Origin of the sequence: Paenibacillus sp. yr247 (genome assembly GCF_900103825.1) — a bacterium.
Classification (GTDB): Bacteria; Bacillota; Bacilli; order Paenibacillales; family NBRC-103111; genus Paenibacillus_E.
Map to the genome: position 1 here is coordinate 78,266 of NZ_FNIF01000006.1, position 25,704 is coordinate 103,969.

23 protein-coding genes and 2 pseudogenes are annotated in these 25,704 nt (G+C 45.2%); 21 read left to right on the forward strand and 4 right to left on the reverse strand.

What is annotated here, in order from left to right:
- Positions 1–265 precede the first annotated feature (265 nt).
- Positions 266–844, reverse strand: a complete 579-nt coding sequence (locus BLT91_RS14090; protein ID WP_090821892.1) for a YitT family protein — start codon at positions 842–844, stop codon at positions 266–268.
- Positions 845–1,054: 210 nt separating this feature from the next.
- Here BLT91_RS14090 and BLT91_RS14095 point away from each other — a divergent pair, with 210 nt between their 5' ends.
- From BLT91_RS14095 to BLT91_RS14130, 8 genes and pseudogenes are all read left to right on the forward strand, one after another.
- The gene (locus BLT91_RS14095; protein ID WP_254776951.1) at positions 1,055–2,179 is read left to right on the forward strand and encodes an amidase domain-containing protein; all 1,125 of its coding nucleotides are present in this window, start codon (positions 1,055–1,057) and stop codon (positions 2,177–2,179) included.
- A gap of 81 nt (positions 2,180–2,260) precedes the next feature.
- A complete protein-coding gene (locus BLT91_RS14100) occupies positions 2,261–3,769 on the forward strand; it encodes an oligosaccharide flippase family protein (protein ID WP_090821896.1) in 1,509 nt (502 codons plus the stop codon).
- Positions 3,770–4,172: 403 nt separating this feature from the next.
- Entirely contained in the window at positions 4,173–5,243 is a 1,071-nt protein-coding gene (locus BLT91_RS14105) for a serine hydrolase domain-containing protein (protein WP_090821899.1), read from the forward strand.
- Positions 5,244–5,322: 79 nt separating this feature from the next.
- Positions 5,323–6,669: an ABC transporter substrate-binding protein gene (locus tag BLT91_RS14110; RefSeq protein ID WP_090821901.1), complete on the forward strand. Its 1,347-nt coding sequence runs from the start codon at positions 5,323–5,325 to the stop codon at positions 6,667–6,669.
- 40 nt (positions 6,670–6,709) lie between these two features.
- Positions 6,710–7,621, forward strand: coding sequence for a carbohydrate ABC transporter permease (locus BLT91_RS14115; protein ID WP_217635224.1), 912 nt, complete (start codon positions 6,710–6,712; stop codon positions 7,619–7,621).
- A 33-nt stretch (positions 7,622–7,654) separates the two neighbouring features.
- Positions 7,655–8,482, forward strand: a complete 828-nt coding sequence (locus BLT91_RS14120; protein WP_090821903.1) for a carbohydrate ABC transporter permease — start codon at positions 7,655–7,657, stop codon at positions 8,480–8,482.
- Between the two features lie 22 nt (positions 8,483–8,504).
- A complete protein-coding gene (locus BLT91_RS14125; RefSeq protein WP_090821905.1) occupies positions 8,505–9,470 on the forward strand; it encodes a GNAT family N-acetyltransferase in 966 nt (321 codons plus the stop codon).
- A 57-nt stretch (positions 9,471–9,527) separates the two neighbouring features.
- Positions 9,528–9,686, forward strand: a pseudogene (locus BLT91_RS14130) (enolase C-terminal domain-like protein); the annotation flags it as partial.
- Positions 9,687–9,762: 76 nt separating this feature from the next.
- On the opposite strand, the gene BLT91_RS14135 reads toward BLT91_RS14130, so the two are convergent.
- Positions 9,763–10,611, reverse strand: coding sequence for an alpha/beta hydrolase (locus BLT91_RS14135; protein WP_090821907.1), 849 nt, complete (start codon positions 10,609–10,611; stop codon positions 9,763–9,765).
- A 493-nt stretch (positions 10,612–11,104) separates the two neighbouring features.
- On the opposite strand from BLT91_RS14135, the gene BLT91_RS14140 reads away from it, so the two are divergent.
- The gene (locus tag BLT91_RS14140; protein ID WP_090821909.1) at positions 11,105–12,097 is read left to right on the forward strand and encodes a carbohydrate ABC transporter permease; all 993 of its coding nucleotides are present in this window, start codon (positions 11,105–11,107) and stop codon (positions 12,095–12,097) included.
- Between the two features lie 383 nt (positions 12,098–12,480).
- On the opposite strand, the gene BLT91_RS14150 is transcribed toward BLT91_RS14140, so the two are convergent.
- Positions 12,481–13,476 (reverse strand): iron-hydroxamate ABC transporter substrate-binding protein, encoded by a 996-nt coding sequence (locus BLT91_RS14150; RefSeq protein WP_090821911.1) that lies wholly within the window; start codon positions 13,474–13,476, stop codon positions 12,481–12,483.
- A 143-nt stretch (positions 13,477–13,619) separates the two neighbouring features.
- Here BLT91_RS14150 and BLT91_RS14155 point away from each other — a divergent pair, with 143 nt between their 5' ends.
- The 12 genes from BLT91_RS14155 to BLT91_RS14205 all read left to right on the forward strand — a co-directional run bounded on the left by BLT91_RS14155 (position 13,620) and on the right by BLT91_RS14205 (position 25,300).
- The gene (locus tag BLT91_RS14155) at positions 13,620–14,669 is read left to right on the forward strand and encodes a FecCD family ABC transporter permease (protein ID WP_090821913.1); all 1,050 of its coding nucleotides are present in this window, start codon (positions 13,620–13,622) and stop codon (positions 14,667–14,669) included.
- Positions 14,670–14,677: 8 nt separating this feature from the next.
- Complete coding sequence (locus BLT91_RS14160; protein WP_254776952.1) at positions 14,678–15,676, forward strand: FecCD family ABC transporter permease; 999 nt, start codon at positions 14,678–14,680, stop codon at positions 15,674–15,676.
- 48 nt (positions 15,677–15,724) lie between these two features.
- A complete protein-coding gene (locus BLT91_RS14165) occupies positions 15,725–16,510 on the forward strand; it encodes an ABC transporter ATP-binding protein (RefSeq protein WP_090821917.1) in 786 nt (261 codons plus the stop codon).
- Between the two features lie 12 nt (positions 16,511–16,522).
- Positions 16,523–17,233 (forward strand): (2Fe-2S)-binding protein, encoded by a 711-nt coding sequence (locus BLT91_RS14170; protein WP_090821919.1) that lies wholly within the window; start codon positions 16,523–16,525, stop codon positions 17,231–17,233.
- A 635-nt stretch (positions 17,234–17,868) separates the two neighbouring features.
- Positions 17,869–17,997 carry a hypothetical protein gene (locus BLT91_RS33530; RefSeq protein ID WP_302847494.1) on the forward strand — a complete coding sequence of 43 codons (129 nt, stop codon included), beginning with the start codon at positions 17,869–17,871 and terminating at the stop codon, positions 17,995–17,997.
- Between the two features lie 120 nt (positions 17,998–18,117).
- Positions 18,118–19,656: an ABC transporter substrate-binding protein gene (locus BLT91_RS14175; protein WP_090821921.1), complete on the forward strand. Its 1,539-nt coding sequence runs from the start codon at positions 18,118–18,120 to the stop codon at positions 19,654–19,656.
- Positions 19,657–19,714: 58 nt separating this feature from the next.
- Positions 19,715–20,656, forward strand: a complete 942-nt coding sequence (locus BLT91_RS14180) for an ABC transporter permease (protein ID WP_090822124.1) — start codon at positions 19,715–19,717, stop codon at positions 20,654–20,656.
- 16 nt (positions 20,657–20,672) lie between these two features.
- Positions 20,673–21,506 carry an ABC transporter permease gene (locus BLT91_RS14185; RefSeq protein WP_090821923.1) on the forward strand — a complete coding sequence of 278 codons (834 nt, stop codon included), beginning with the start codon at positions 20,673–20,675 and terminating at the stop codon, positions 21,504–21,506.
- Positions 21,506–22,678 (forward strand): serine hydrolase domain-containing protein, encoded by a 1,173-nt coding sequence (locus BLT91_RS14190; protein WP_090821925.1) that lies wholly within the window; start codon positions 21,506–21,508, stop codon positions 22,676–22,678. Before BLT91_RS14185 ends, BLT91_RS14190 begins: the two co-directional genes overlap by 1 nt.
- 30 nt (positions 22,679–22,708) lie before the next feature.
- Entirely contained in the window at positions 22,709–23,707 is a 999-nt protein-coding gene (locus BLT91_RS14195; RefSeq protein WP_090821927.1) for an ABC transporter ATP-binding protein, read from the forward strand.
- A complete protein-coding gene (locus tag BLT91_RS14200; RefSeq protein ID WP_090821929.1) occupies positions 23,688–24,656 on the forward strand; it encodes an ABC transporter ATP-binding protein in 969 nt (322 codons plus the stop codon). The genes BLT91_RS14195 and BLT91_RS14200 overlap by 20 nt, the downstream gene beginning before the upstream one ends.
- A 140-nt stretch (positions 24,657–24,796) precedes the next feature.
- Positions 24,797–25,300, forward strand: a complete 504-nt coding sequence (locus tag BLT91_RS14205) for a GNAT family N-acetyltransferase (RefSeq protein ID WP_090821931.1) — start codon at positions 24,797–24,799, stop codon at positions 25,298–25,300.
- A 47-nt stretch (positions 25,301–25,347) separates the two neighbouring features.
- Here BLT91_RS14205 and BLT91_RS32870 read toward each other — a convergent pair.
- Positions 25,348–25,512 (reverse strand): annotated as a pseudogene (locus BLT91_RS32870) (DDE-type integrase/transposase/recombinase); the annotation flags it as partial.
- Between the last annotated feature and the right edge of the window lie 192 nt (positions 25,513–25,704).

The following is a 25,704-nucleotide window of genomic DNA, read 5'->3' on the forward strand; positions in this document are numbered from 1 at the left end:
ACTTTTGCAGCGGTCTCCTGTTGGTGCTTACTCTTTAATACATTTGATTTTTGAGCAATATTACATTAGTCCATCCCAATTTCCCCATATACACCCATGGCATTTCATAGGTTGTTTTTTCTTTCTCTCTGAATGATCAGGAGGGGTCAATATCTATAAATAATCGTTGAATGCCCTTGTAAAGGGATTACCGGTATTATTTCATTAATTTGATTACCATCCAAAGAAGGAAGGAGTTCAATTCTTTCCCAACTGTCTTTCATGGTCATTTCATCGAACACAGGCCAGTCGCAACACCACCTGCAGTTATTGTAAGGATTGAAAGAACAAAGGTTTCCGCTGAAAGGAGTAAACCGCCAATGCAAATAATAATCCCATCAATAACAAAAATAAATACTCCTACATTGATAATGACCAATTTTGAAAGAAATTGTGCGAGTAGATCCGTGCCCCCGGTGCTTGTTTCATACCGTAACATAATTCCAATTCCGGTTCCGACGATAAAACCGCCGATAACAGAACTACTAAATGGTGTTAACTCAATATAATGCAAAAAACGATCCTGGAAAGGCTCCAATATATCTATAAATAAAGAAGAAGTTATTAACCCATATACACTGTTGTAAAAGATGTCCCGGTAATAAAACCATGCTAACGTAAAAATAGGAATGCTGCTCAAGATCATAATAAGTCCGACTTTGACTCCAGATAAATAATTGATAATAAGAGCTATACCAATAACCCCTCCGTCCAAGACCTTAAAGGGCATAAGGAAAAAATTGATGCCGATTGCGATAAACAAGTTTCCCAATAAAATCGCAATTATTTTATTTATTGATGGCAAATAAAACCAGCTCCTATAAAAGGCATGTCTGATTTATATGCCGATAACAGTCAAAGAATCCCATAGGCCGGATTTATTGTCTTTTGGTTTGACTTACTTGGCAATGGCGAGAAATCAGTTAATTCAGTTTTCATGGATAAGATTGATTGGTAAACGTTAAAATAGGAAGATGTTCTAATCTTTAGTCCAATGGAGGTATATGTTGCTGTCATGAAAATGAAACGTTTGAATTTGCTTATGATCATCTTGTGCGCACTTTTTTATCCGTTCCACGTTTATGCTGCCGACACTGAAGTTGAAACACAGGATATACGATCTTTTTTAAATAAACTATTCGACGAAAGAACACACTTTTTAATTGATCAAAGACCAAAAGATATATATCGTTTTTATGATAAGACGGAGAAGAGTGGCCAGTATGCGTATGAGCAAGAGCTGTTGAGGAGTAAATATATCAATGCTTGGGCGGAAAAAAGAGGTATTGTATTTGCCACCGCGGAAAACAGCATCCGTATTAATCGAATCAAAAAAGAAGGGAATCTGGCAAGGATCTCGTTAAACCATAGCTTACAACTAAGCTATGTGTACAAGATCGATAACAACAATCTCCAGTTCTGCGGCATAGGAACAAGGCATGTATTGACCCTTAAGAAAATAAAAGGCGAATGGTTGGTGCTACGTGAATGGTATACCGATCCGCTTACGGAAAATCCGAAATTGATACCGGAATTTAATGGATTCCCCAATCCTGCTTTCTTGAAATCCGAAACCATTACTGTTCAAACCGGCGATAATGGAAAGAGGAGATACAATAGAGAACGGGCACTAGAATATGCTAATAAATATGCAGGTGCCGCATGGGGGGCTGGTAACGATCATCGATACAACAAAAAGTATTTGGATTATACGTATCATGGAGGAGATTGTACTAACTTCGCTTCTCAAGTGCTTGGGGATGAGAACGAAGGTGGCGGATTAAAAATGGTATCGGGATGGCATTACCGTTCAGAGGGGAGTCAAGCTTGGGTACGAACGGATTCATTCAAAAACTTCGTAATACATAGCGGGTATGGCAGACTTATCTCCAAAGGCTATTTTACAGATGTAGTTAAGCCGACTGAAAAATATCCGAGCGGAGCAGTTGCGGCATTAAAACCGGGAGATCTAATTGCTTATGAAATGGATGGGGATATCGATCACTTTGCGATCTTGGTTGGATTTGATTATTATGGATATCCGCTCGTCAATTCCCATACAGCGGACCGATATCGTGTGCCATTTGACCTCGGATGGGATAAAAACACGAAATATTTATTAATTCACATTAATGACTAACTTGTCTCTTGCTTGAATCATATCTGAGTTGCTTTCGTAATAAGATTATTAGGAAAAGCGCTGCAGGTATGAGGTGAAATCATGAGATTACCCGAACTGGTAAAACAAATGGCACTTCGTGCGGGTGCCATTTTCCTTGTAAAGGTAATTGGCTTTTTTGCGCGAATTATGTTATTTCGGTTGCTCGGATCCGAAGGTATTGGATTTTATCAAATGGCGTATTCTGTTTATGCACTTATCCTTACCGTCATTACTGGAGGATTTCCTACGGCAATTTCCCTTTCTACAGCTAGAAACCTTAAAGAAGGATGGAGTTTATTTAAAGGTGGGGCCATTTTCCTTGCCTTGTCTGGTACGGTGTTGGGGTATTATTGCTATAGTCTTGCATCCCCTATCTCTATCCTGCTAGGTAATGCTCATCTTGAATTCGCCTTACAATGTATGGCCCCAGCTATAGCTATCGTACCGTTCCTCAGTTTCTTACGAGGGTTTCTACACGGAATGGAATTTTACGGATATATTGCGATGTCAGAAATTATTGAGCAATTGTTTCGGATTGTAGTGATGATCATGATAACAATCTCGTGGTTACAGTTCGGTATCCCCTATGCTGTCGGAGGTTCCATGTTAGGAGCTCCTGCAGGAGCTTTTATATCTTTATGCTTTCTGCTTGTTGTTTTAGTAAGTTCTACCCTTCATAAATTTAATTTTAACTATAAGAAATCAACTTTGCGGAAAATAAAAAAACCTGCTGTATTTATGTTTATCTACTCAGCACTCTCCATTCTTGCTACTCGTTTAATTGTTCCTGTTTCAGATTTTCTCGATGCCATCATTATTCCCCATCGGCTTCAAGATGCAGGTATGAGTGTCTCCGATGCAATTTCTGTTTATGGAATTATGACAGGTATGGCTACAACAATAGTGTACATGCCTACGCTCGTTACATTTGCTTTGGCCTACACTTTGTCGACCAAATTAACAACAGATTGGCAAGCAGGAAGAAAGGATCGATTTGTTAGGGATTTAAGATCATCAATGGAAGCCGCTTGGCTCTGGGGATGCGCTTCTTCTTTGGTTTTGTTCTTTTACGCCAGGGATCTTTCAAATTTGTTGTTTTCGAACGGTATAGCGGAAACCAGTATTCGCTTCATGACATTGGCGCCCTTATTGTCTGGAATTAGGGAACTTTCTACAGTTGCTTTGTGGGTAATCGGAGATAAAAAAACGCCTCTTTTTGGGCTTATCATTGGTGTTATTTGCTCGTTGACGCTCATATATTATTTAATCACCATTCCCGGTTTCACGTATGCAGGACCCGCTATTGGGATACTTTCCTTAGAATTGATCCCAGTCTTATGGAATATGAAAACGCTAAGAACCTTTACGATAGGGTTCCCAAAGGGGTTAACTTCCAGTACAGTCGTCATAACCTTACTTTTTTTCGTGAGTTTATTTTTGGCAAAATTGATATTTCAAGCTGTTCATCTACCACTCCAACCTACTGTTGAAATGCTGCTCATATATGGTTGCTTGATCCTTTATATATTAATTCGTTACCTGAAAAATGAACGTCATCTTATTTTATGAACAAAGGAGCAGTTTGCCGCGGCAACTGCTCCTTCTTTTTGAGTCCGTAAACAAAGCGGATAGTTATCAAAAACTCCCAGTACAATTATCCAAAGTTTATACTAAAATGATACAAATTCAATAGACGAGGTGAGCAACAAAATAGTATACAAGGTTTATTCAGTATGTCGTTTATCCGGCTGTTTTGGTGTATAAAAATATTTATTTCGTGAAATTAAATATTAAATATAAAAAAAAAATTGAAATTAAATTTCACGCCTTGTATAATCATGTTTGTAACCGCTAACAACCATCTAAAAGAGGCAGAGTCTTGAATTTCTGCGGATTAACAAAACCGAATCTCTTGAACCGGGCTCGAAATGCGAATCGCAACAGGTAGGACAGGCTGGAAAGGAATGCATATATGAAGCATATAGATCAGCTGCAGATTAATGATTTTATTAAGTCTGAAATCGCTTACGGTCATATCCCCGGTGCGGTCCTATATATTGCGCATCAAGGGGACACAATTCTGAAAGAAGCCTACGGGAACCGACTCGTTAAGCCTTACGAAGATCCTATGCGGTTAGATACGATATTCGATCTCGCCTCTCTTACCAAAGTCATTGCCACGCTTCCTGCAGCCTTAAAACTGCTTGAGCAAGGTAAGCTGGCATTATCGGATCCGATTCAAATATTCTTGCCCGAAGTCGGTTCTTACGACGGAGAAAGCATTCGCATCCTGCATTTATTATCCCATACATCGGGGCTTGCAGCCGATCTTATGAGTAGAGAAGCTGTGATGCATATGTCGAGGGAAGAACTGTTGGAACATGTTTTGCGCGCAAAACCTCACTGCCGTCCAGGAACGAAAGTGGTATACAGTGATCTGGGCATGATTTTGCTGTATCGGATTATCGAAATCGTAACGGGTGAACCGTTCGACAGTTTCCTTAAGCGAGAAATATTTGACCCTCTGGAAATGTATCATACTTGTTTTCGTCCGACATTTGAAGAGTCGCGTTACGCTGCAACTGAATTCTCCAATGAACGAAACGCTTACAAAATAGGTGTCGTTCATGATGAGAAGGCGGAGCGAATGGGAGGCGTTAGTGGTCACGCAGGATTGTTCTCGACCATTGACGATCTGGCCAACTTCTCTTCTATGATCGCAGGCAGCGGCATTTTCAAAGGAAACAAGATTTTATCCAAAGCGGCTATCGATCTGTCGAGAAGAAATTTTACTCCTTACGACATTGGCGAATACCGCGGACTCGGGTGGGTGCTGAAAAACCCCATTAGTATTTCATCCGGAGGCGACTTTCTGTCATCTTCCTCCTTTGGACATACGGGATTTACTGGAACAAGCATATGGTTCGACCCCGAAATTGATCTTCAAATCATTTTATTAACAAATCGGGTTCACTTCGGGAGAACCGATCACATCCTTAGGTTTCGACCAAGGCTGCATAATCTGATTCGCTCATTATTCTGAATAGTAGCTTGTTATGGTTATATCTAGACCTCTCTATGGCGTCTAGCTAACATATAAATTTATAAACGGAGGGTTCTACATGAAAAAGAAGTTAATTACAACCATTGGTGTTGTGGGCATGTCCACTGCTCTGATCTTGTCCGGTTGTTCTACCGGCAAAAGTGGTAAAGCTGACGAAACCCAAGTGAAAAAAGCTGAGCCGGTCGACCTGTTTATCGGGTATGACTCGGATCCGCCGACAAAGAAAAAAATGGAAGAAATTCTGGCTAAATTCAAAACGATTCATCCTGAAATTAATATTAAGACAGAAACTGCTCCTTACGATCAATTCTATGAAAAGTTAACGACACAAATTGCAGCTAACAGCGCTCCAGACGTATTCCAAAGCGATGGCACTAAAGTATTCGGTTTCGCGCAAAGAGGCGTAATTCGTGACATTACCGATATGGTGAACTCCGACCTGAAAAAAGATGAAATTTACGGTCTGGACTTCGATAAAACGTCCGATGGCAAGTATTGGGGAGTTCCGCAAGGCATTCAGGTCGGCGCGCTTTTCTACAACAAGGACTTGTTTGACAAAGCCGGTGTGAAATACCCGACGAATGATTGGACTTGGGATGATTTGAAGGCTGCGGCTGAGAAGCTAACACTGGATGCGAGTGGAAAAACAGCAACGGATCCGTCGTTCGATAAGACGAAAGTGAAGCAATATGGTTTTACCTTCTTCTCCAGTTCCCGTGGCGCCTTCAACATCTTGAAAGCATTCGGCGGCGGTATCCTGGATCCATCCATGACGAAATCGATTGCCAACTCGCCTGAAAACAAAAAAGCGCTGGAGTGGATGGTTGACGGAATGAATCGTAAGCTGTTCCCTAATCCGGCTGACTTAAAAGCTTTCCAAGACAACTTTAAAGTATTCTTAAGCGGCTCATCCGCTATGCAAATTGATATTTATGCCGCAACAACTGCAATGAACGGCGCTGGTCTCAACTATGATGTTGCTCCGCTGCCAAAAGGACCTACAGGCAAACGCTTTGCTCCAGTCATTGCTAACTCTTGGGTTATCAATAAGAAAGCGGATGACAAGAAAGCAAAAGCAGCTTGGGAATGGATCAAGTACTGGGCTGATAACGATGATGCGCAAAAAGAGTGGACTCAGGTCGGAGAAGCCGTTCCTGTGAAAAAATCGGTTGCTAACTCCGATATGTTCCTAATAAAAACAACAAAGCCGGAAAACAAAAAAGTATTCCTTGACAGCCTTGCCTTCGCGGGAACGATCGATTCGAACGCAGTCTTCAGCGAATGGGTCAAAGTATATAACGATAATAACGCGGATCTGTTCATGAATAAAATCAAGGTTGACGAATGGCTCACTAAAACGGATCAAGGTGTTCAAAAGGTACTTGATGGTTTCTTTAAAAAATAAGTAATAATTCCGCTATGCTTAAGGATGTGTTCAAAAGAAAATGATTACAAAGCGCAAGCGGCTTGATAGCGAGGGGAGATGGGGACTTCTTATGGTCTCCCCTTATCTTCTTCAATTCGTTATTTTTGTCTTAGGAACTTCTTTTGCTTCGCTGTATTTCAGCTTTTCCGATTACGATATTTTGAATCCGCCCAAATGGATCGGATTAGGCAACTATGTGAAGCTTGTGCAGGAGCCTCTTTTTTGGAAGGCTCTTTGGAACACGGTTTATTTTACAATTTTATATGTGCCTATTAAAACTTTGTTGGCTCTATTGCTGGCGGTTGCGTTAAACCAGAAGTTGAAAGGCTTAAAATGGTTTCGCGTAGCGCATTTTTTACCTGTTATTTCTTCTTGGACTGTTATTGCTTACGTGGCGGATTCTATCCTGAACCCACGTATTGGGCTTGCAAATAACATTTTATCCAAACTTGGCTTGCCTACCCATAACTGGTTAATGGAAGAGCATTGGGTCATTCCCGTTCTGGCTGGGGTTGCTATTTGGAAAAGTGTGGGCTATATGATGGTTATTTTTCTTGCGGGACTTCAATCGATTCCTACCGACGTCTATGAAGCATCTAATATCGACGGAGCGAATCATTGGACGACTTTTTGGAAAATTACGTTTCCGCTTATTTCCGGTACCACCTTTCTTGTTATGATTTTGAACATTATTTCCGCATTCCAGAACTTTGAGCAAATCTTTGTCATGACGGGTACTTCCTTCGATGGATCAACGGCAGGCGGGCCGAATAATGCGAGTCTGGTTTTAATGTTGCAGTTGTATCAAGAAGGCTTCTCTTATAACCATATGGGTTATGCCTCAGCCATCGCTTGGGTCATGTTCCTCATCTTGTTTCTTGTCACGCTTGTCCAATTCAAGCTGCAGAAGAAATGGGTTTTCTATGATTAATAGCATCATGACCGGCAAGGAAGGAGTACAAACATGAAGACTCAAAGTCCCTTAAGAAAGGCAGTCAGTTATCTGATTGTCATAATCAGCTCGCTGATTATGATTGTGCCTTTTCTAACATCCATATTTAATTCTTTAAAAACCTATAAGCAGTATACGTTGTACCCGCCGGAATGGCTACCGAACCCGATTCAATGGAGCAACTATTCGCAAGTATGGGAGCAAGCCAATTTTAACTCCTATACGTTTAATAGTTTGATTGTTGCTGGTTTGTCTATCATTGGGGCACTCTTGTCGAGCTCCATGATCGCATATTCTTTCGCTCGCTTGCGGTTTCCGTTCAGAGATTCCCTGTATATGGTCGTATTAGGGACGATGATGATTCCGGGGATTGTAACGATTATTCCGCAGTTTATCATTTTTAAGCATCTGCATATGTTGGACACCTTGATGCCGCTGTGGATTCTGGAATGGTTTGGTCAGCCCTTTGGGATTTTCTTGTTGAAGCAAGCCTTCTTGAGCGTTCCGAAGGATTATGAGGAAGCTGCCAAGCTGGATGGCTGTAATCCATTCGAAATATATTGGAAAATTTTCTTGCCGATGGTTACGCCTACACTTGCCACCCTGGCTGTATTGACGTTTATGGGAAAATGGAACGAGATTCTGGGGCCGATCATTTTCTTGGTCGACGAAAAGAATTTTACACTGCCGATTGGCATCATGTCGTTGAAAGGCCAGTTCAAAACAAACGATCAATTGCTGGTAGCAGGCGCGATGCTCAGCCTTATTCCGATGCTGGCCGTGTTCTTGGCGGCAGAACGATATTTTGTTGAAGGATCCAGATCAGCAGGAATTAAGTGAGTCGAGAAATGAGGTGAAACGGATGAAATATATGCCATGGTCAAGCGACAGGTTAACGGAGATTTGCGCACTATGGAACTGTGAGCTTGGCGGCCAATTCCCCATGAGGGAACACCTATTGCTGCAAAACAGCTTTCATGATGACAATGTGCTTGACTCCGCTTCATGGCTCGCTGTCGATGAAGATAGTGATCGCGTTGTTGGACTTGTAGTCTCAAAAGTTTGGCAAGAACAAAGAACTATGGTGCTTGGTGCAGGCGCAGGTTGGATCCAAGTGCTGCTTGTGGACAGCAGCTTCCGTAAACGGGGAATAGGCAGCGAGTTGCTCCGGCTTGCCGAAGAAAACTTGATTCAACATGGCGTGAACAAAATTATATTGGGACGAGATCCGTGGCATTATTTTCCTGGTATACCGCTCGAATTCGAGGATACGAAGCGTTGGTTCGATTCCAAAGGCTATACGGATGATAACCGTCTCGAGCATGATCTTCTTGCCGTTTACGAGGAGGATGCCGAGGCGAAGCTTCCTGTTCATCATGGCGTTGAGCTTCGTTTGCTGCGGGAAGATGAGCAGGATGCGCTTCTGGCGTTCTTTCATCGCTGTTTCCCCGGACGTTGGGAATATGAGGCGATGCAATACTTTGAAAAGGGCGGTACTGGACGCGAGTTTGTCGTCTTGGAGAAAGACGGGCAAATTATCGGGTTCTGCCGGATTAACGATGCAAAGTCGCCGCTCATTGCTCAAAACATATATTGGGCGCCTCTGTTCTCCTCGGATGAATTGGGGGGCATCGGACCTTTAGGGGTAGATCAAGCGTTCCGAGGCAGCGGATATGGTCTTTCGGTTGTTCTGGCTGGCGTTCATTTTCTTCGACAACGAGGCTTACGGAGAATTGCGATTGACTGGACGACTCTCGTATCTTTTTACGAAAAGCTGAATTTTCATGTTTGGAAAGTTTACGCTTCGTATTCTAAAAAATTAGGTTGAGTGATGTCCTGCATTGTGCTCTCAAGAGCAATTGCAGGCTTTTTTATAATTAAGTAGAATAACATGGACACCCCTATCATGGCAGATGAAAGTGTCTTCTCGCCTGTGCAAGCTTTTGAAGTGCTTAAGAAACGCGCAGCGGATATGATCAATATTAAGCTGATGAAATCCGGAGGCATTTATAAGGCGCAGTTGATCAACCAAATGGCCGAAGAGTTTGGTATGTGGCAGACGTATTGATTACGGGTAGAAGCTGTTTAATGGCGTTATCTTTCACTAGTTCATTGGCTTATCACCCTTCCCGCATCACCCTGAGCCAGTTCCCCATGATTGAGAGTGCATTTTCTGTTTTTACAATCGAGTCGTGATTTTGATCAGCGATGATGCGGACCTCAGCCTTGCAAAATTTTTCATAAAGTGGTTTATATGCACCAGCGTCGAATACCTCATCATCAGCCCCAACCATGACGAAAGTCGGTTGGGTCAACTGTGATAAATATTTTTCGTAATTATTCCCCACCATGCGCGACAAGGCGAGCCTATAGCTAAGATTGCAGGATTCAGTCCCATGTAGCTTTTCAATCGGTGTGAGTCTGCGGTATACAATAGCGTGGTTATAACGGTGAACGCCAAGTGCATTGAGCAGCATTAATAACAGATATCGTGGGATGCTCACCTTGGATTCATTACCGGATCCATCTTTTCGATCAAGTGGCGCATTGGGGCTAAGTGCTGGTGAAATGAGTAAATAGGCAAAAATGTCCTTATGAATCGGTCGTATTGTTTGTCTGAGAGCGGTTGCACCTCCCGCAGAATGACCTCCTACAATGATCCTTGCACCGAGATGACGCTTCTGAACAAAACAGAACAGGTCTTCCATATCATCATCAAGTTGCCCGATGTAGTCAATGTCGCCGCGTCGAATGGGATGATTTCCATACCCACGTAGATCCGGAAGGTACACGGTGGCGAGCCCAAGTTGGGATACATATTGGCCGAATTCCCTCAAATACAGGCTAGGTTCCGTAATGCCGTGTAGAAAAATAAGCACAACATCGGATGGACCCTCAAAAAAACGGTATGGAAGTTGAGCACCATCACGAGCGGTGTACGTTTTGAAGTCTTCAGGGTAAGTATTCATAAATGACGATCCCTCCGCATTTCTTTTGACCTTCCTCTATATAAATCTTACAAGAGACAATCGTTATTGGAAAGAGTTTTTATCGGATGGCAATAACTTGGTCCAGGGGAGGAAGAGTGGCGACTACGCTAACGTTCTCAAAAGAGCAAATAATGAAGGAAAAATAAAGGCACTACCAACCAAGGAGGCCATTGAAAAAGCTAAAATCTCTAGACAGGATACCTTGCCTCATTATTGAGTTAAGGAAATCTCGTTGTTTTATAACAGGATACGGTATTCAATGTATGCCTTAGGCAAAAAATGCCTGAGGCATATTTTTTTTAGGGGGATACTTACAAGATACTGATTATTATCTATATCTAATATTATGGAAATCAATTATTTCGAAGCATGAGATGGTTATTTTATACAATTTGATGCGAATATTTAATTCTATCGAATTACCCTCGTCATTTATAATAAAAACATAACAAAGGATGGAGGAACGAGAGAGATGGAGGCACAAGCCTTAGAAGTGGAGCAAATCAAATTAAGTTCAACAACCATGAAAAAAGAACGCATCAACTGGATACCTTACTGGTTTATCGCACCGTCTGTACTATTGATTGTATCGTTCTTGTTCTATCCAATGATCAATGTTTTCTACTATAGTTTGCAAAACTATAATCCAAGTAAGCCTTTCTACAACAGTTTTGCAGGCTTCGATAATTTTGTGAACATTTTCAGCGACGATCCGTTATTTTGGCAAAGCTTACAGATTTCTCTGAAGTGGGTAACATCAGAGGTTATCCTCCAACTTGTGTTCGGATTGCTGTTAGCATTGGTGCTCAACCGCGCTTTTCGCTTCCGTTCCTTTTTCCGCACTGCGGCGATAATCCCTTGGGCCATATCCGGTGTTATCACCGCTACGATGTGGTCCTTTCTTTTCAGCGAGCATAACGGACTGTTCAATGACATGCTGGTACGGCTTCATCTGCTTCATTCCCCGATTGCTTGGCTTGGGGATACTAAATGGGTCTTTTTTTCCATCGTCATGGCGGAGCTCTGGAGGGGAATTCCTTTCTTCACGATTACCATGTTGGCTGCGCTGCAAACGATTCCGCAGGAGCTGTACGAATCGTGCACGGTCGACGGCGGAGGACGCTGGAAATCGTTCATTCACATTACCTTGCCATACTTGAAGAATTCCATTATTTTGTCAACGCTGCTTCGGGCCGTTTGGGAATTCAATAATGTCGATCTGATTTTTGCCTTGACCAACGGAGGGCCAGCCAATCATACGATGACCATGACCATGTACGTAGCCAATCAAGCCATCGTCGCGCAAAATTTCGGATATTATTGGATTTTGAATATAAAAAGGCCCCTTTGGTATGATGTAAATGTCCTGACGCTGGCCAGCAAAAAGGACATAAATTCAAATACCAGGAGGCCACAACATGAATTACTCAACTTTCGCAGCTTAGCTATCCAAACAAACCCTTGATATAGCAAGGCAAACCAGAGATCCATTCGCGAAGTTGACAAAATACAGACGACTTTTCACGTTTGGTCTTTGCATGATTCAGTTGAAAATAGGAAAAACAGACCACCTAATGACTTTACGTCATTTTCCTGGCGACGCTCATATTCCATCACCAAATTACGGCTGAACACAACCGTCGTATGGCTGAAAATCTCCATTAAGCCTTGCAACCATAAGGGTTATCTAGATTTTCGTAGGTGCGAAAGTTGAGTTAACTAACTCCTTTAAGGCAGTTTCATTTCAAATATATTAATTTTTTGTGTAGTATCCGAGATATTCACTAGAGAATATTCGATCGCGTTGCTCTGTAACAGTGACATTCTTCATGTGCCGGGAAGAGTCGTTTATTTTTTCAAAAGGGCTTGAACGAGATCGTCCATCGTTTTTGCTCCGGCGATAGCGCCGTTGTACAGCCAGCTGCTGGATGCGCTCATTTCATACACATGGCCGGATTTTACAGCAGGAAGAGCTTTCCACACCGGGCTTTCAAGCGTGTCGCCTTGGCCTTTGTCGCTGTTGACGATGAAAATGTAGTCGGCGTTAAGCGCAGCAAGCTTCTCAAGTGAGATCGGATTCCAGTTTGCCGCTTTAGCATCTGGAATAGCAGCCAGTACGTCCGGCATTTTGATGCCGAGATCGCCGTACAGGATAGCGCCGCTTGCTACTTTGCCGTTGACTACGTAAAATTGCTTTTGCGTCAGCCAAAGAATTGCCGCAGACTTGTCTTTGGTCACGTCTTGCAGCTTGCTTTTCGTGTCTGCCACTTTTTGATCATAGTCTTTCAGAACTTTATCCGCTTCGGCTTTTTTATTGAACAGGTCGCCCATCGCGGTAAGCGTTTTGCGCCAATCTTGCGTTGTCGCATCTCCAAGCACATAAGTGGGGGCGATTTTGCTGTACTGATCATAGAGGCCGTTTTGCGTGAGGCCTTCTGAACCGATCAGAATGATATCCGGGTTAAAGCTCAGCACTTTCTCAGGCGGCAAATTATACTCGATCGTAGGGACGCCTTGCAGCTTGTCCTTCAAATATTCTTGCGTGCCGTTGGCGACGGACCATTGCGCTGCGGGTTTCAAACCAAGGGCTATAAGCGGATCTTCCAAGTAAGAGGCAATAATGCGTACAGGATGAGCCGGCACCTTCACTTCGTGGCCGAATGGATCTTTTACGACTTTATCAGCAGCAGGAGCGGTCGTGTTAGCGGCAGCTCCTGCAGTTGCAGCAGGCGTAGCATCCGATGTGCTAGCTGTTTTGGTGCCGCAGGCGGCAAGTGCTATAGTAGATAAGAGAACGACGGATGAAAGCAAAAGCGATTTTGTAAAAGCTTTTTTAGTAGACATGATGTGAAAACCTCCTGGTAAATTTATGTAATCTCTGATAGGGATTGCTGTTAATCGCGAACCTATTGTATAATAACGATAATGATTATCAATGTCAAGACGTAATCCGTTGTGAAAAAATGCCTTAAGGAGTTATCTGCCAAATGCTTTCGTCCCATCAAGCGCATCGTGATGAACGGCAGGAAGCCTCATCCGCCGCTCGGCCCATCATGGCGATCGGAATTCTAATTTTCGGTTTGCTCGGCTTGCTTCTGTCATGTCTCTTATCCATTTCAGTAGGCGCCGTAAACATTCACGTACATAACGTATGGCAGGCAATATTCAGCTTTGATCCATCGTTGCCGCAGCATCAAATTGTTCGCGAGCTTAGAATGCCTCGAGCATTTGCTGGCGCTATTGTGGGCGCTTGCTTCGCGGTAGCGGGTGTCATTATGCAGGGCATCACGCGTAATCCGTTGGCGGATTCCGGGCTGCTCGGGCTAAACGCCGGCGCGGGATTTGCTTTGGCGGTCTGCTATGCATTCTTCCCGCACATTTCCATTCTATATACGATGTTTTTTTCTTTTTTGGGTGCCGGTTTGGGGGCTGCCGTGATTTACGGTTTGGGCTCTATATCTTCAGGGGGACTTAAGCCTGTCCGGCTTGTTTTGGCAGGAGCGGCAGTCTCGATCCTTTTTCAAGCGCTTAGCGAAGGCATCGCGCTCTATTTTCAAATCGGACAAGATCTGTCCTTCTGGTATGCGGGCGGGGTCGCCGGAACGACTTGGCTCCAGCTGAAGGTTATGGCGCCGGTAACGGCAGGTGGTTTGGCGGCCGCGATGCTGCTTGCCCGAAAGTTGAATTTGCTTGGCCTTGGCGATGACGTTGCCGCCGGCTTGGGAGTCCGCATCAACCTCGTGAAGCTGGCTGCATTGGTCGTGGTGATGGTGATTGCGGGGACGGCGGTATCCGCCGTTGGCGGCGTAGCTTTTGTCGGGCTGATGATTCCTCATCTTGCCCGCGCTATGGTTGGCAACGACAACCGCTGGGTCATTCCTTGCTCCGCCGTACTCGGCAGCTTGCTCGTTGTCTGGGCGGACATCGTCTCCCGCCTCGTGCATCGGCCATTTGAAACGCCGCTTGGAGCCATTATTGCCTTAATCGGCGTGCCTTTTTTTCTTTACATGGCCCGTAGAACCGAAAGGGGATTATGATGGAGCAAATGAGAAATAGGGGCTTTTCGTGGCTCGTTGTACTGAGCGTTTTGATTGTCATGGCGTTTGTGATCAGCATGAACAGCGGATCCATTCATTTAAGCCTTCTTGATGTAGGCAAGACGCTCTTTGGGGGCGGTACGGCCAAGCAGCATTTAATTTTATTTCATTTCCGCTTGCCGCGGATCATGCTGTCGATTCTAGTTGGCGCGGGGTTAGCCGTTTCCGGCTGTATGCTGCAGGGCTTGACGCGCAATGCCTTAGCCGACCCCGGAATTTTGGGGATCAACGCGGGCGCAGGCTTCATGGTCATGATTTTTATTTCATTCTTATCTGCAAGTGCCTTGACACCTCTGCTGCTGCTGCCGCTTATGGCCATCGCCGGCGCAGCTTTTGCTGCGGTACTTATTTATTTGCTCGCTTACAGACGCGAACAGGGTCTTCTGCCAACGAGGCTCATTCTGACCGGGGTCGCCATCGCTGCCGGTTTAAGTTCGGCGACACTTGTGATGAGCTTGCGTTTGAAGCCGGAAAAATATCAATTCGTAGCCACATGGTTTGTAGGCAATATCTGGGGTACCAATTGGACTTTTGTCGCTGTGCTGCTGCCTTGGATCGTCATACTGCTGCCTTATGCCCTATATAAAGCAAAAGTACTTGATGTATTTCAACTAGGCGAGCAAACGGCAAAGAGCCTCGGCCTCGACGTAAACCGGGAGCGCATTAAACTGCTTGCTGCTGCAGTGGCATTGTCTGGCGCCAGCGTCGCTATAGGCGGCGGTATCGTCTTTGTCGGCATGATCGGGCCTCATCTGGCCCGGCAGCTGGTAGGTCCAAGACATCGGTTACTCCTGCCGGGATCTGCTTTGATTGGCGCTTTGCTGCTCATTGCAGCCGACACAATTGGCCGCCTGGTCATACCGAATATGGAAATCCCGACTGGAATCGTCGTTGCCGTTATTGGGGCTCCTTACTTTTTGTACTTGCTCGCAAAAGCGAAAGCATAACGGCATGCTTGACCATCACCAACAAATGAGAAAGAGGCAAGTAGAACGATGACTATTTTATCTGCTGAGCAATTGACGATTGGCTACGAGGGACGGACGATCGTCGAGCAGCTCGATCTGCAGTTTCACCCTCGGCAAATTACCGCGATACTTGGGCCTAACGGCTGCGGGAAATCGACCATTTTAAAAACGATGGCGCGTCTCCATCCCGCCTCTTCGGGCGCTGTGTATTTGGATGGCAGTCTGATTGCCAAAATCCCAACCAAGGAAATTGCTAAGAAGATGGCCATTTTGCCGCAGTCGCCGGAAGCGCCGAGCGGTTTGACGGTGGAAGATTTGATCGCTTTCGGGCGGACCCCGCATCAATCAGGCTTTTCTAGACTCAGCGGACATGATCGCCGCATGGTCGACTGGTCGCTGGAGGTAACCGGCTTATCGGAACTGAAGCAACAGGCGGTGGATACCTTGTCGGGCGGACAACGCCAGAGAGCTTGGATTGCGATGGCGATCGCCCAGGAGACGCAGTTATTGCTGCTCGATGAACCGACGACCTATCTGGACCTGGCTCATCAGCTCGAAGTGCTGGAGCTTTTGAAAAAGCTTAATGAGAAGGAAGGCAGAACGATCGTCATGGTCATTCACGATTTAAATCACGCTGCGCGATTTGCGCACAGAATTGTAGCGCTACGCAATGGGAAAATCGTTAAGCAGGGAAGTGCCGAAGAGGTCATTACCTCGGATGTGCTGCGGCAGGTGTTTCATATTGAATCCACGATTGTGAATGATCCTCGGACCGGCAGGCCGACGATGCTATCCTATGATTTGATACAATGAGGCGGTTGAGCGATGTCGAATGCAAATGAAATTTGGGAAGAAATAAAGCGATTTAGCGTAGAACCGGCGCAAGATGCTTCGGTAGGATGCTTCGAATTGTCCGAGCTGCTGTCGCTGGTCAAAGAACGAATGAACGCGCAGGCGCCGCATATAGCTGCGTCATTATATATGCGGCACGCTGCGTTTATTTTTGTTGGCAGGTTATTTGCGCTTAGCAAGTATAGAGTAAAGTGGACCGGGGAGCTAAGGCGAATCGGCTTAGCGGACCGGACAATCGAAGGCAGATGGGCGCCTCTATGGACGTTTGCTGATGGAGATTGGGCAGCTACGCGCAGCGACAGGGAAGTTGCCGAAGCGTTGCAAGCCATAGTATGCGGGGACGCCCGCAAGCTGGTACAAACGCTGGCTGGTTACACGAACAGTTCGCAGGCCGTGCTCTGGGAAAACATATGGGGCTATGTGCTCTGGATGTACGTTCAGCTAATGCAAGAGCCGGGCGAATGCGCCGAGCGGGCGCGGAGCGATCTGCAGCTGCTGCTGGACAAGTCGGTCTGGGAGGGCGTCGAACGCAAATCGCCTTTTACGCGATTTCTCGGCGATCAGACGCCGGAAGCGGCTATGGCCGCTTATAAGCGGGTCACCTGCTGTTTTTATTATGAGGTTCCAGGCTTTCAGAAGTGTTCGTATTGCCCGACATTGAAAACGGACGAAGTCAGTCCTTAAGCAGCCGGATGGTTAGTATAGGGTTCTCTTTGCCGATGCGCGACAATTCTTCTTCTAACATGTCATCTATGGTGTTCCCCCAAATCATGTCCTTTCAAAAAAACAATTGAATTGATGATGTCGGATGACAAAAACATTGACCGAATCAAGTTCGCGTAAATCGCGGGCTTTTTTATTTATCGGATTACTATGCTTGCACGGCAGATTGAACAAAGATATTCGGCTCTTCGCCTCACTCCTGATGAATGGCATACAGCGGGTAATGAGAATATGGTGCGACATTACGCTCCCTCGAAATGATTCAGTTTCCTCACTCAGACTCATGAATTCGCAGGATTTCACCCTGAGGTAAATGTGAGATAAGAAGAATAGGAGGAGTTTGTGGCTGGGGGAATTAGAAAAATGCGTGCGCAAACAAAGGTGTGTGGAAACCATGGAATAAGAGCATTGGCTCTGATGGTCGAAACATAAGTCCAGTGAAAATTGTAATTATATTTTATAAGAAATATTGAAAGATAAAATAAAATTTCATATAATATAATTATTAGATTGCTAATGGAAAAAGTGTAGGTCGAATAATGACACCGCTTTCTCGACAGATTTTTCATGATTAAAGATGAAAGAGAGGTGCAAATGTGCAAGAGAATGGCAGCAGTTTCGGCATGTGGAGTGATTATGGAAGCAAGCGCGAACACATGAAGGTCGGTCTCATGTCGTGGTCGTCTTTGGATGGAGTTGATGCAGCGCTCGTTCGTATTAAATAGCTAAGTTGTTGGCATGCGGGGGCGGGTCGTCCAAGCAATCTGCCGGCAGTTACAGGGGCAGGAAGATCAGTCATCTTAGGCACAATGGTTTATAACATTACTATTATCAGGAGGGTCAACATGAAGAAAAGAGCAATTTTTACACTTATCCTTGCTGTTTCATTGGTATTTACGGCTTGCTCCAGCAAAACCCAAGAAAGTACAAAAGCAGATGGTAAAGCCGCAGGTCCAACACAACTTATCGTTGCTGCTGAGCAAGAGCCGGTTGGACTAGATCCCAATAAAGTTCCCGCCGCATCTAGTAAACGTATTTATTCGCTCATTTACGATTCTTTGACAACGATGGATAGCGACTTTGCCGTGAAACCGGGACTTGCAGACAAATGGGCATTCTCACCGGATGGTAAAATGCTGACGATGAATCTGCATCCCGGAGTAAAATTCCATAACGGTCGTGAAATGACCTCGGATGATGTGAAATACACCTATGAAAGAATTCTTAATCCAAGTACAGGAGCGCTTTCTAAGTCTTCCTTTAGCAGTATTGAATCCATCGAGACACCGGATAAAAACACGGTTGTCTTCAAATTCAAAACGCCGGATACAGCATTTCTAGCTAACGCTTCCAGCGTATTTGCATCTATTGTTCCTAAAGAAGTGACTGACTTAAATAAAGAAGCGGTAGGTACGGGTCCGTTCATGATGGATAAAATTGAAAATGGACAATATGTGCTACTTAAGAAAAATCCGAACTACTTTAACAGCGCTCAACCAAAAGTAGATTCCATCAAGTTCCAGCTCATGAAAGATGAGTCCGAGCGTCTTGCTGCTATTCGTTCAGGATCGGTTGATATTTCCATGGTTTCGAACGAATCCGCCAAGCTACTAGAGGCAGCTAAAAACGTTAAAGTAATTAACTACTTGTCAGGCGATTACACATACTTCGCTATGAACGTGAAGAAGAAGCCGTTCGACGATGTGCGCGTACGTCAAGCGATTGCCTTAGCCGTAGATCGCCAAGAGATGGCAAACACAGTATACAAAGGTCAAGGCGTACCAACGGGTCCAGTTGCCCCTGCATTGAAAGCATACGCACTTCCAGTAAACGAATTCCCGGCTTATACAAAAAACATTGAAAAAGCGAAACAGCTTATGAAAGAAGCAGGCTATGAGAACGGATTTGAAACTTCAATTGATACACAAGCTTCTTTACAAGATTTGGTTGACTTATCTCAAGTCGTTCAGCAACAGTTACAGCCACTCGGCATTAAAGTCACAATCAACAAAATGGAAGATGCTGCTTTTGTTGCGAAATGGAAGTCCAAAGATATGGTAACGATGGTCGGACGCAACTCTTCAGGCACCAATCCGGACCGTGCGCTTCGTTTCTTCTTTGCAACGGACGGCTCCGCGAATGTGTGGAATTATTCCAATAAAGAGTATGACGCTTTAGTTCAGAATGCGCTCGAAACAACAGATGATAGCAAACGAAAAGAGATTTACAATCAGGCTCAAAAAATGGTCGTTCAAGATGCACCAAATGTGTTCCTTGCTTCTCCGAAAGTTTTCTATGCGGTTAGCAATCGTGTTCAAGGGTTCAATCCGACTGCAGCGGGCGAGCAATATGCAATCATTCAAGCTGCTGTTTCTGGCAAATAGTATTGATAAATGGGCGGCTGTCACACGCCGTCTTTTTTTTCATAAGGGGGGGTACATTTTGGGACGTTATGTCTTACAGCGCATCATCAGTCTAGTTCCCATTTTGTTCGGTATTTCCGTACTTGTATTTCTGATTCTTCATCTAGTTCCCGGCAATCCTGTACTAGTCATTCTAGGAACGGAGGCAACGGAAGAATCGATTAAAGCACTCACACTTCAGCTGGGGCTTGATCAGCCGCTTATTATTCAGTATCTCAAATGGATCGGCGGCGTTCTGCATGGTGATTTCGGTGTATCGGTACGCAGTGGAGGCGATATTTTACCCGAACTGCTCAAACGATTTAACGTCACTTTACAGCTTACTCTGTTATCCATACTGATTTCATGGATTATAGCGATCCCTGTCGGTATGCTGTCCGCGGTTAAAGCGAATAAGCCCGTGGATATCATTGCTCGAAGCATCTCCATGCTGGGTATTTCTGTACCGAGTTTTGCGATTGGCACACTGCTCATGCTAGTCATGTCACTTGGATTTAATTGGTTTCCTCCCCTTGGATTCGTGAGCTTGTGGGATGATCCGGTAGCTTGGTTCAAAAAGCTGATTCTTCCTTCGATTACTGTCGGTGTCGTGCTGGCAGGGGGCTTAATGCGCATGACGCGCTCCTCTTTTATGGAAACGTTGGACCGGGATTTTATTCGTACCGCGCGAGCTAAAGGTAATACAAACAGACAAGTATTAATTCATCATGCATTCCGCAATTCATCGATTCCAATTCTGACACTGGCCGGTATGCAGTTCGGATATTTACTTGGAGGCTCGGTGATCATTGAGCAGCTGTTCTCGATTCCTGGGTTAGGACAATATATTTTGGATGGTATTTACCATCGCGATTACCCAGTAGTGCAAGGCGGCGTTTTGTTTGTCTCTGTCATCTTCGTATCCGTTAATTTAATCGTGGACATTATTTATTCGAAAATAGATCCTCGTATCAAGTATTAGAAAAGGGGATTCATACATGCATACATTCAGAAGCAGATTTTTTCAGAACAAGACGGCCGTTGTAACTTCTGCCTTTTTGCTGCTGATTTGTCTCGGTGCGCTATTTGCCCCGTTTCTAGTCAAGTTCGGACCTAATGTAATGGCAAATGAAAGTCAGCTTATTGGCAGCGGCAACGGGCATATCATGGGTACAGACCAGTTTGGACGAGACATGTTCAGTCGCGTGCTTTACGGCGCGCGCGTTTCGATCTGGGTAGGAATTTCTTCAGTAGCGTTAAGTGCCGTAGTGGGTACGCTATTGGGGCTTGTAGCAGGCTTCTTCGGCAAGCGGATCGATACGATAATTATGCGGGTTATGGACGTATTTTTTGCTTTTCCGGAAATTTTGCTTGCTCTGGCTATTGTGGCCACTTTCGGTCCGGGAACTTCCAAAACGATATTAGCTATTGCCATCGTCTATGTTCCAGTCTTTACACGGACGGTGCGAGGCGCGGTTCTTTCCGTCAAGCATTTGGAATATGTGGAAAGCTCTGTGGCCATCGGAGCGGGTACTTGGCGTATTTTGACCAAAGACATTTTGCCCAATATTAACGCACCGCTGATTGTACAAGCGACGATGGCGATTTCCGGCGCTATTCTTACGGAATCGGCGCTCAGCTTTCTGGGCCTCGGCATTCAGCCGCCAAACCCCTCATGGGGAGGCATGATATCAGAAGCGAGAAGATATATGGAACTTGCTCCTTGGATGATCGTTTGGCCTGTGGCTGTGATGACAGCTACGATTCTAGCTTTTAATTTATTCGGAGATGCGATTAGAGATTTGCTCGATCCAAGGCATCAGGGTAGATAATGATGGTGAAATGGGAGAAAGTTGCTACCACAGTTCGAGAACAAATGCTGGCATCCCTTATGGAATCAGGTGTTCAGCAGGGGATTTTTCCTGGGGGAGTCGCTTGCTTGATCCAAGAGGGTGCGGTGAACGTGCTTACCTGCGGAACATTAAGCCAAGAGTCACTTACGGGAAAGCTCAGCGAGGCTTTTCGCTCGGATACGTTGTTCGATTTAGCATCACTCACGAAAGTGACGGTCACTCTGCCCTGCATATTGCTTTCCGTTCAGGAAGGCAAACTGCGGCTTGATGATCGTGTTACAATGTATCTACCTGAATTCAGCGGATTTGATGCAATCCGAAAAGATATAACAATCCATCATCTGCTTACGCATACATCGGGCTTGCCCGCATGGCGACCGTATTTTACGATTCTGCGAAGCAAAGAGGCCTATTTGCAGGCGATTGCCGCCGAACCGCTTGAGCGAGAGCCGGGAGAGACGATCATCTACAGCGATCTAGGTTTTATGCTGTTAGGCTGGGTGCTTGAACGCATCTGGGGAGAACGTCTTGATCGTATTGCGCAGCGTCTTGTTTTCGATCCACTAGGTATGAGGACAGCTTCGTTCCGACCTCGCGATGCAGAGGAGATTCGTAATGCCAGTGTGGCGCCAACGGAGTTAGGCAATGAGTTTGAACGAGGAATGGCGCTTTCTTACATGGATAAATTCGAGAGCGGCATGCTGCCGGAAGGATCGTTCGGTCTTCGCCGTGAGCAGCTGAGCGGTCTTAACTGGCGCCGAGAGCCGATTTGCGGGGAAGTGCATGATGCGAATTGCTATTATGGACTACAAGGAATCAGTGGTCATGCCGGATTATTCAGTACGGTATGGGATTTGGAACGCTATATGAAGATGTGGGGGAAGCTATCCCTCATTATGGAACCCTTATGCCAAAGCGCGGTTCGCTGTCAGGCAGAAAGCGGGACATTAAAGCGAGGGCTTGGCTGGGAACTTTACGCGAACGAGCTTTACGGACATACAGGATTTACGGGAACATCGATCTACCGTCATGATCGTATGGATATGACAGTGATCATCTTAACTAACCGCATTCATCCCGTCGTGAAAGACGGAATGATTGAATGGCGGGCAGTTCTTCGTCAGGCATTATTTACATCTCAAACCGATTGATTAGAAACCATTGAAAAGGAGGAAAGGCTAATGACGCCAACCACCCCTTTACTAGAAATACAAGATTTGCATGTAGGCTTTAAGAAACGTAATCACACAATAGACATCGTTAATGGGATCAGTTTGACTTTAAATAAAGGTGAAATTCTCGGCGTAGTCGGTGAATCTGGGTGCGGTAAGAGCGTTACCAGCCTTTCTGTGCTTCGATTGCTTGCAAGCAACGCAGTCTTGAGAGGGACGATCCGTTTCGATGGAATCGATCTTGCCAAGCTTTCTGATAAAGAAATGACAAAAATTAGGGGCAATCAGCTTTCGATGATTTTTCAAGAGCCGATGACATCGCTCAATCCGCTCCACTCCATAGGCAAGCAAATTACAGAACCTCTTATCCGCCACGGTAAAATGCCGAAGCGGGAATTGAAGGCAAAAGCGATCGAACTACTGACGGTTGTAGGTATCTCAAGACCGGATGAAGTATATTACGCGTATCCTCACGAGCTGTCTGGAGGTATGCGGCAGCGGGTGATGATCGCTATTGCGATGGCATGCACGCCGAAATTGATTATAGCCGATGAGCCTACGACAGCACTTGACGTTACCATTCAGGCACAAATTATCGATTTGATGAAATCGATCAGCAGCAAGTATGGCACTTCATTCATGCTAATTACACATGATCTTGGCGTTGTAGCGGAAATATGCGATCGCGTCATTGTGATGTACGCGGGTGAGATTGTTGAAGAGACGGATGTTCGTACGCTGTTCAAAAATCCTCAGCATCCGTATACGATCGGCTTGATGAAATCCGTTCCGAGCGCCTCCGAGACGAAAGAACGTCTAGAACCGATTCCGGGTTCCGTGCCGGCGGCGGGTGAAATGCCCGAAGGCTGCCGGTTCGCTCCACGTTGCAGACATGCCTCGGAGAAATGCTCTGTGAAACCGCCACTTATTGAATCGGCTAGTAAACACCGTACGCGTTGCTGGCTTTTTGCCGAAAAGGAGGGACAGTATGAGCGAAACTTTGCTTGAAGTCAAAGGCCTAACGAAGCACTACGTGAGCAAAAAAGGGCTCTGGGGAGCGAAAAAAACAGTTCGAGCCGTGAATGGTATCGATTTGACTTTGTACAACGGCGAAGTGGTAAGTATTGTCGGTGAATCGGGCTGCGGCAAGTCTACACTGGGCCGTTGTGTACTTCGCCTTATCGAGCCTTCAGCAGGATCTGTTCACTTCGAAGGCAGCAATATTTTGGAGATGGATAATAAAAGTTTGCGTGCTGTTAAGAGAGACATGCAGTTCGTTTTCCAAGATCCCTATGCTTCTTTAAATCCGCGGAGTACTGTTGAAGACATTTTGATGGTTCCGCTAGAGGTGCATCGCATCGGTGATAAAATCGAGCGCAGACAAAAAGTGCAACGAATGATGGATATCGTTGGATTGTCCAAGCAGCATTTGAAGCGCTATCCGCATGAATTTTCCGGCGGGCAGCGCCAGCGTATCGGCATCGCGCGCGCATTGATTCTGCAGCCAAAGCTGATTATCGCCGATGAGCCGGTCTCCGCGTTGGACGTTTCCGTACAAGCACAAATTCTGAACTTGATGCAGGATTTAAAAGAAGAGTTCAAGCTGACCTATATGTTTATCTCCCATGATTTAAGCGTAGTCCGTCATATCTCGGATCGCGTCGCCGTCATGTATCTAGGCAAAATCGTTGAAATTGCCGATAAAAACTCGCTTTACTCGGACCCGCAGCATCCTTATACGAAAGCACTGCTGTCTTCTGTGCCTGTGCCGGACCCTGAGGCAAAGAAAGAACGAATTTTGTTGGAAGGCGATGTTCCGAGTCCGTCCAATCCTCCATCGGGCTGCACGTTTCATACGAGATGTCCTTTCGCGTTTGAAGCATGCAAAACGGTTGAACCGACGCTGAAGCCATTGAGTGATGAGCGCATGGTAGCTTGCCACTTATTGCATCCTTAAGCCGAAGGAAAGGACCCAGTAATCGAAGGCATCCGTTACATTAGTGTTAATATATTTTTACTGGAATCGCCTGGTCTAGGGATTACAGGCATAAACGAATAATTTTTTAATTTTTGCCCGGATAGGCGGGAGGTTCAGAAATGATCATTCGACAAATCACCGAAAGTGATGCAAGCGCACATCTTGAGTTATGCAAAACGATTGATGGCGAAAGTTCCTTTATGCTGTTTGAGGCAGGCGAAAGAAAAACGACAGAGGTAGAGCATCGGGAACGGCTCCATAAGCTTCTTGCTAGTGGAAATTCCGTTATTTTTGTTGCTGAGACTGAGGAAGGAAAGCTAGTTGGATATTTAACCGCAGTTGGTGGAGAAGCAAATAGGAACAAACACAGTATATACATTGTGATCGGCATCCTGAAGGCGTTTACCGGGCAACGAATCGGAACGAAGCTGTTTGAAGCATTGGAATTGTGGGCACGGACGAAAGGAATTACCCGCCTTAGCCTCGGATTGATGGAGCCTAATCAAAATGCTTTTGCTTTGTATTCGAAAATGGGCTTTGAATTGGAAGGCAGAAAGAAGGATGTTTTCAAGGTTGACGGACTTTTCGTTGACGAGCTGATCATGGGAAAAAGGTTGATTTGAGCGACAGGGTTTTGGTGCAACTATTAAAACTAATCAAAGATGGCAGCCTTCTGTTGTCGGAGTAACGTTTCTTGATTCATAACTTTCTCGTCCTTCAATTGCTGGACTGCGGCAGGATACGCTGGGGTTTTATCGACAGTGATCTCACGTGGCGATTGATTGTGTGGTGAAGTCAGCACATTCTTGAAAAATCGTTTGGCCGCAGGAGCATCATAGCGGTTTAATTTCCCCATTATGTAGGAATCGGTGAAGGTTCTTTTAAAAAAGCGCGGGCGCACATTGCTCCTTGCGCTTTTTTCTATGCACAGTCTAGGACTTTTTTACTCGTCCAAGGCTGCCGCTGTTACTGCATCTGGTAGGTTGTTCTGCAAACAATTGTCGGATGACAAGAACATAATCGGTTT